Genomic DNA, 5,867 nt, shown 5'->3' with positions numbered 1-5,867 from the left:
CCAAGGCCCCGGACCCCGCCCGCAAGACCGGCATCTTCCGGCCCAGCGTCTACGACGGGGCTGCGCTGGTCCTGTACGCCCTGCGCCAGGAGATCGGCCGCCCGGCCTTCGAACGCCTGGAACGCGCCTGGGTCGCCCGTCACCAGGACGACACGGCCACCACGGAGGATTTCGTCAGGCTCGCCGCCGAGATCTCCGGGCGTGACCTCGACGGCTTCTTCCAGGACTGGCTGTACGGCGAGAAAACCCCTCCGATGCCGGGGCACCCGGACTGGAAGCCGGAGATGCCCGCGAAGCCGCAGACACCGACCATGAAGCCGCAGACGCCGGCAGCGAAACCGCGAGCCGCGGCAGCGAAGCCGCAGGCCCAGGCAGCCGAGCCGCAGGCTTGGGCGAGGCCGGGCCGAGCGGCGCGGACGCCCGCCCGATAACACAGTGACGAGACGCCCCGTGCCGTGCGAACATCTTCAGGTCGGCGCGGTACGGGGTGCCGGGAATCTCCCGGACCACCCGCGCGTTGCAGACAGTGAACGGCTTCCCATCTACGTAAGGATCCAATGACCTCCTCTTCTTCCTTTTCCCAGGACTCCAAGCGCTTCGAGCACAGCCACCCCGAGGGTTTTCGGGCCGATGCCCTGATGGAAGAGGACGTCGCCTGGAGCCACGAGATCGACGGAGAGCGGGACGGCGACCAGTTCGACCGCTCCGACCGCGCGGCCCTGCGCCGTGTGGTGGGCCTCTCCACCGAACTCGAGGACGTCACCGAGGTCGAGTACCGCCAGCTCCGTCTGGAGCGGGTCGTCCTCGTCGGTGTCTGGACCTCGGGAACCGTGCAGGACGCGGAGAACTCCCTAGCGGAGCTCGCTGCCCTCGCGGAGACGGCCGGCGCGCTGGTGCTCGACGGCGTCACCCAGCGTCGCGACAAGCCCGACGCGGCCACGTACATCGGCTCCGGCAAGGCCGAGGAACTGCGGGACATCGTCGTCGATACGGGCGCGGACACCGTCATCTGCGACGGTGAGCTCAGCCCCGGCCAGTTGATCCACCTCGAAGACGTCGTCAAGGTCAAGGTCATCGACCGGACGGCCCTGATCCTCGACATCTTCGCCCAGCATGCCAAGTCCCGAGAGGGCAAGGCGCAGGTCGCTCTCGCGCAGATGCAGTACATGCTGCCGCGACTGCGCGGCTGGGGTCAGTCGCTCTCCCGGCAGATGGGCGGCGGCAAGGGCGGCGGCCTCGCGACCCGTGGTCCCGGTGAGACCAAGATCGAGACGGACCGGCGCCGGATCCGCGAGAAGATGGCGAAGATGCGCCGGGAGATCGCGGACATGAAGACCGGCCGCGAGATCAAGCGCCAGGAGCGCAAGCGCCACAAGGTGCCGTCCGTCGCCATCGCGGGCTACACCAACGCCGGCAAGTCCTCGCTGCTCAACCGCCTCACGGGCGCGGGCGTGCTGGTCGAGAACGCCCTGTTCGCGACCCTCGACCCGACCGTGCGCCGGGCTGAGACCCCGAGCGGACGGCTGTACACGCTGGCCGACACGGTCGGGTTTGTGCGCCATCTGCCCCACCACCTGGTCGAGGCGTTCCGCTCCACGATGGAGGAGGTCGGCGAGTCCGACCTGATCCTGCACGTGGTGGACGGTTCGCACCCGTTCCCGGAGGAGCAGCTGGCCGCCGTGCGCGAGGTGGTCCGGGACGTCGGCGCCACCGACGTGCCCGAGATCGTCGTGATCAACAAGGCGGACGCGGCCGACCCTCTGACGCTCCAGCGGCTGCTGCGCGTCGAGAAGCGGTCCATCGCCGTCTCGGCCCGCACCGGCCAGGGCATCGAGGAGCTGCTCGCGCTCATCGACAACGAGCTGCCGCGCCCGTCGGTCGAGATCGAGGCGCTCGTGCCGTACACGCACGGCAAGCTGGTCGCCCGTGCCCACGACGAGGGCGAGGTGATCTCCGAGGAGCACACCCCGGAGGGCACCCTGCTCAAGGTGCGGGTGCACGAGGAACTGGCGGCGGAACTCACGCCGTACGTTCCGGCGGCGGCGCCGGCACTCTGAGCAGGACGGGCCGGCGTTCTGAGCAGGACCGGCCGGCGTTCTGAGCCCGACCTTGGTTGGTGCTCTGAGCCTGGCCTGGTTGGTGCTCTCAGCCCGGCCTGAGCGCGGCTTGCCCGACCGCGAGAAGGCCCGCCCCCTGTTGCCGGGGAGCGGGCCTTCAGCATGCGGTCACTTACCGCCGTACGGCTTGCTCATGTTCTGGTAGAGCGCTTCGGCGTCGCGGCCCAGCTGCGGACCGGCCAGCCAGGTGTTGTCGGACGGGCCGATCGAGGTGTTGGAGACCAGCACCGACTTGCCGTTCAGGACCCGGAACCAGCCGCCCCCGGACGAACCGCCGGTCATGTCGCAGCCGATGCGGTACATCGTCGGCAGGGACGGGTCGAGCGAGAACCGGCCGGGGACGTCGATGCACTTGAACATCTTCTCGCCGTTGTAGGGCGGCGCGGCCGGGTAGCCCCAGGCGCCCATCTTGGCGGCCTCGGCCGCGGACGGGGCGGAGAAGTCCACGTCCAGCGCGGCGCCGACCGTCTCCTCCAGGGACTTGGCGCCCTGCTCCGGCTTCACGTGCAGCACGGCGTAGTCGTACGCGGCTCCGTCCCCGCCGCTCGCCGAACCGCCCTGGATCCACTGGTTCGAGGTCGAGGCCCAGTTCGCCCACCAATTGCCGTAGGGGGCGGCCTCGGTCGGGTTCGCGTTGCTGACCGCCTCGGACTTGCCGAGGTCGTTGTAGGCCGGGACGAACATGATGTTGCGATACCAGCCGCCGTTGCCGCCCGCGTGCACGCAGTGGCCCGCCGTCCACACCAGGTTGGACTTGCCCGGATGGTTGACGTCCTTGACGACCGTGCCGGAGCAGACGGCCGGGCCGTCGGGGGAGTCGAAGAAGACCTTGCCGACCGGCGCCGCGTTGCGGTGGTACGGCGTCTTCTCGGCCTGCGCCCGGACAGGAGCCGGATCCGGGTCGCTGACGCCCTGGCCTGCCGACGCGTCCTTCGTCGTGACCGTCTTGTCGGCCTCCTCGGCGGACTGCATCCGCTCCGGCTTCCAAAGGCCCTCGATCACCGGGTTGACGAAGTCCTTGGCGTCACCGAGCCACTTGTCCTTGTCCCAGTCCTTCCAGCCGCCGTCCTTCCAGCGGTCGACGTCGATCCCGTGCTCTTTGAGCTTGCCCGCGAGATCGGCCGGGATCTTGCCGCTGCCGCTGCCCTCCGCGGCGGCTTGTGAGGAGGTGGCGTCGGGCTTGTCGCTCGCCGAGTCCGTGGAACCGCCGCAGGCGGTCGCGGTGAGAGCCAGGGCGGCGACGAGCCCGGCGGCAGCGAGGACGGTGCGCCGCCCGCGCCCAGGTGCGGGCGTACGTGTGGAACGCATGGTGCGATGACCCCCGTTGTCCGTACGAAGCTGGTGCTGGTGCTGGTGCTGGTGCTGGTGCTGGTGCTGGTGCTGGGGGCGGGCGCGCTACGTGCGCATGCCATGGCGTGGGCGTCGGCGTTCCCGCGCGCTCCCCACTATGCCCGTGGGGTTGAGGGCGTACCGGGGTGGGGCGGTGAAGGTCTCCCAGGGGACGTCGCCCCACCGACTGCGCGTTCAGCCGGCCGTCACCGGCCGGCGAACTTCTTGCTCACCGAGTCGTACACGCCCTTGGCCACGCCGCCCAGGCGCGGTCCGGCCAGCCAGCCCGATGTCACCGGGCCGATGGAGGTGTTGGACACCAGCGCCAACCTGCCGTCCGAGCCGGTCGCGACCCAGCCGCCGCCCGACGAACCGCCGGTCATCGTGCAGCCGACGCGGTACATCGTCGGATCCGACGCGGTGACCGACAGCCGCCCGGGCCGGTCCTGGCACCGATACAGCTTCTGCCCGTCGTAGGGCGGCGCGGCCGGGTAGCCGATTGCCGTAACGCTCTTCACCTGCGGCACCGCGGGCGCCTTGAAGTCGACCGGCAGTGCCGAACCGACCATCTCCTCAAGCGACTTGCCGCCGCTGCCCTTCTCCGGCGTCACATGGATGACCGCGAAGTCGTACGGCGCGCCATCGCCGCCCGTCGAACCGCCCTGCTCGATCCACTGGTCCGAGGTCTGCGCCCAGTCGCCCCACCAGACACCGTAGGGAGCGACGTCCTCACGGGTGGCGTTCTCCAGCTCCTCCACCGGCCTGCCGTCGTCGTTGTACGACGGCACGAAGGCGATGTTGCGGTACCAGCCGCCCTCCTTGCCCGCGTGCACGCAGTGGCCCGCCGTCCACACCAGGTTGGACTTGCCGGGGTGCGCCGGGTCTTTCACCACGGTCGCCGAGCAGACGGCCGAGCCCTTGGGAGAGTCGAAGAACACCTTCCCGGCCGTCGGGGCGTTGGCGTGGTACGACGGCGGCACGGCCTGCGCCTCGACGGGCTCGGGCGTCGGATCGGTCACGCCCCGGTCACCGGAGAGGTCGCTGTCGTCGACACCCTGGTCGGGTTCCTCGGCCTCCCGCATGCGGTCCGGGTTCCAGAGCCCCTCGATGATCGGGTTGACGTACTCGTTGGCCTCGCGCAGCCAGTCGTCCCGGTCCCAGTTCTTCCAGGCGCCGTTCTTCCACTTGTCGACGTCGATCCCGTGCTCACGGAGCCGATCCCTGATGTCGTCCGGGATCCTGAGCTTGCCGTCGTCGGAGGCGGTGGCCGACGCGGAGGCTTCGCCGCCCGCCGTGGCATCGCCCGACTCGCAGGCGGTGGCGGTCAGCGCGAGCGCCGAGGCGAGGGCCACGGCGGCCAGCACGGGGGAGTTCCTGCGACCCGCCCTCCCCCCTCGGCTGGCATGGGACGACGGCCGTGTGGATCGCATGATCTGACTCCCCCTGATACGGAACGAACATGGACGAACCGGCACTTCGGCCCCGATTCCCGCTGTCACACGGGACGTTCGGGACGACCGCACGGTGTCCGGGAACGGCACCACACACTATGCGGTGGCTGTGAGAGCGATCCGACGGGTCCGCAACAGTTCCGTCACGGAAAGGATCTTGAGGCAACCCGTAACCCGGTGAGTGATCCGGGGTTGGTAGCGGTGGGGCGCCTGCTGTCTGTGCGCGGCCCTCTGTGCCCGTGCCCAGTGGGAGGTCAGGGAAGTCGTGGCGGAATCCACTCATGGGGGTTGTGCGTCAGAGGAGGCGGCTGTGGGACGTACGCAGGCGAAATCCCACCCCGGCGGAGCCGTCGAAGCCACCGCACACGCCCCGCGCAACGGGCCCGAGGCAATCCTGCGCCGCCAAGCCGCGCGCGAACCCGCCGCCCGGACCTACGCCCGCGCCCTGCCGATCGTTCCGGTGCGGGCGAGGGGACTGACCATCGAGGGCGCGGACGGCCGCCGCTACCTGGACTGCCTCTCCGGCGCCGGCACCCTCGCCCTCGGCCACAATCACCCGGTCGTCCTGGAAGCCATCCGCAAGGTGCTCGACTCCGGCGCACCCCTGAACGCCCTCGATCTGGCGACACCCGCGAAGGACGCCTTTCTCACCGAGCTGTATCGCACCCTGCCGCCAGGCCTCGCCGAGCGGGCACGCGTGCGGTTCTGCGGACCCGCCGGCAGCGAAGCCGTCCAGTGCGCCTACGCGATGGTACGCGCGGCGACCGGTCGGACCTGCCTCCTGGCGTTCACCGGCTCCGGCCGCGGTACTACGGGCAGGGCCCTCGGCGGCACCTCCGCGGACCCTCGATCTGGCGACACCCGCGAAGGACGCCTTTCTCACCGAGCTGTATCGCACCCTGCCGCCAGGCCTCGCCGAGCGGGCACGCGTGCGGTTCTGCGGACCCGCCGGCAGCGAAGCCGTCCAGTG

General features: G+C 70.4%; 4 protein-coding genes and 1 pseudogene. 3 read left to right on the top strand and 2 right to left on the bottom strand.

Translation table 11 applies throughout. The annotated features are described in order from the left end of the window. A pseudogene (locus tag C1J00_RS47345) lies at positions 1-431 on the top strand (hypothetical protein); the annotation flags it as partial. A gap of 126 nt (positions 432-557) precedes the next feature. Then, the gene (gene hflX, locus C1J00_RS36745) at positions 558-2,057 is read left to right on the top strand and encodes a GTPase HflX (RefSeq protein ID WP_102913261.1); all 1,500 of its coding nucleotides are present in this window, start codon (positions 558-560) and stop codon (positions 2,055-2,057) included. Positions 2,058-2,225: 168 nt separating this feature from the next. Here hflX and C1J00_RS36740 read toward each other — a convergent pair whose 3' ends face one another. Both C1J00_RS36740 and C1J00_RS36730 read right to left on the bottom strand, forming a co-directional pair. Beyond that, complete coding sequence (locus tag C1J00_RS36740; RefSeq protein ID WP_102913260.1) at positions 2,226-3,425, bottom strand: trypsin-like serine peptidase; 1,200 nt, start codon at positions 3,423-3,425, stop codon at positions 2,226-2,228. Positions 3,426-3,652: 227 nt separating this feature from the next. Continuing rightward, positions 3,653-4,876, bottom strand: a complete 1,224-nt coding sequence (locus C1J00_RS36730; RefSeq protein WP_102913259.1) for a trypsin-like serine peptidase — start codon at positions 4,874-4,876, stop codon at positions 3,653-3,655. A 331-nt stretch (positions 4,877-5,207) separates the two neighbouring features. On the opposite strand from C1J00_RS36730, the gene C1J00_RS36720 reads away from it, so the two are divergent. Further along, on the top strand, positions 5,208-5,867 hold a 660-nt coding region (locus tag C1J00_RS36720; protein ID WP_180989835.1), incomplete at its 3' end, for an aminotransferase class III-fold pyridoxal phosphate-dependent enzyme.

The sequence above is a fragment of the Streptomyces cahuitamycinicus genome, assembly GCF_002891435.1.
Lineage (GTDB): Bacteria > Actinomycetota > Actinomycetes > Streptomycetales > Streptomycetaceae > Streptomyces > Streptomyces cahuitamycinicus.
Note: the sequence above shows the minus strand (reverse complement) of the source record. Positions and strands in the feature narration are given on the sequence as shown.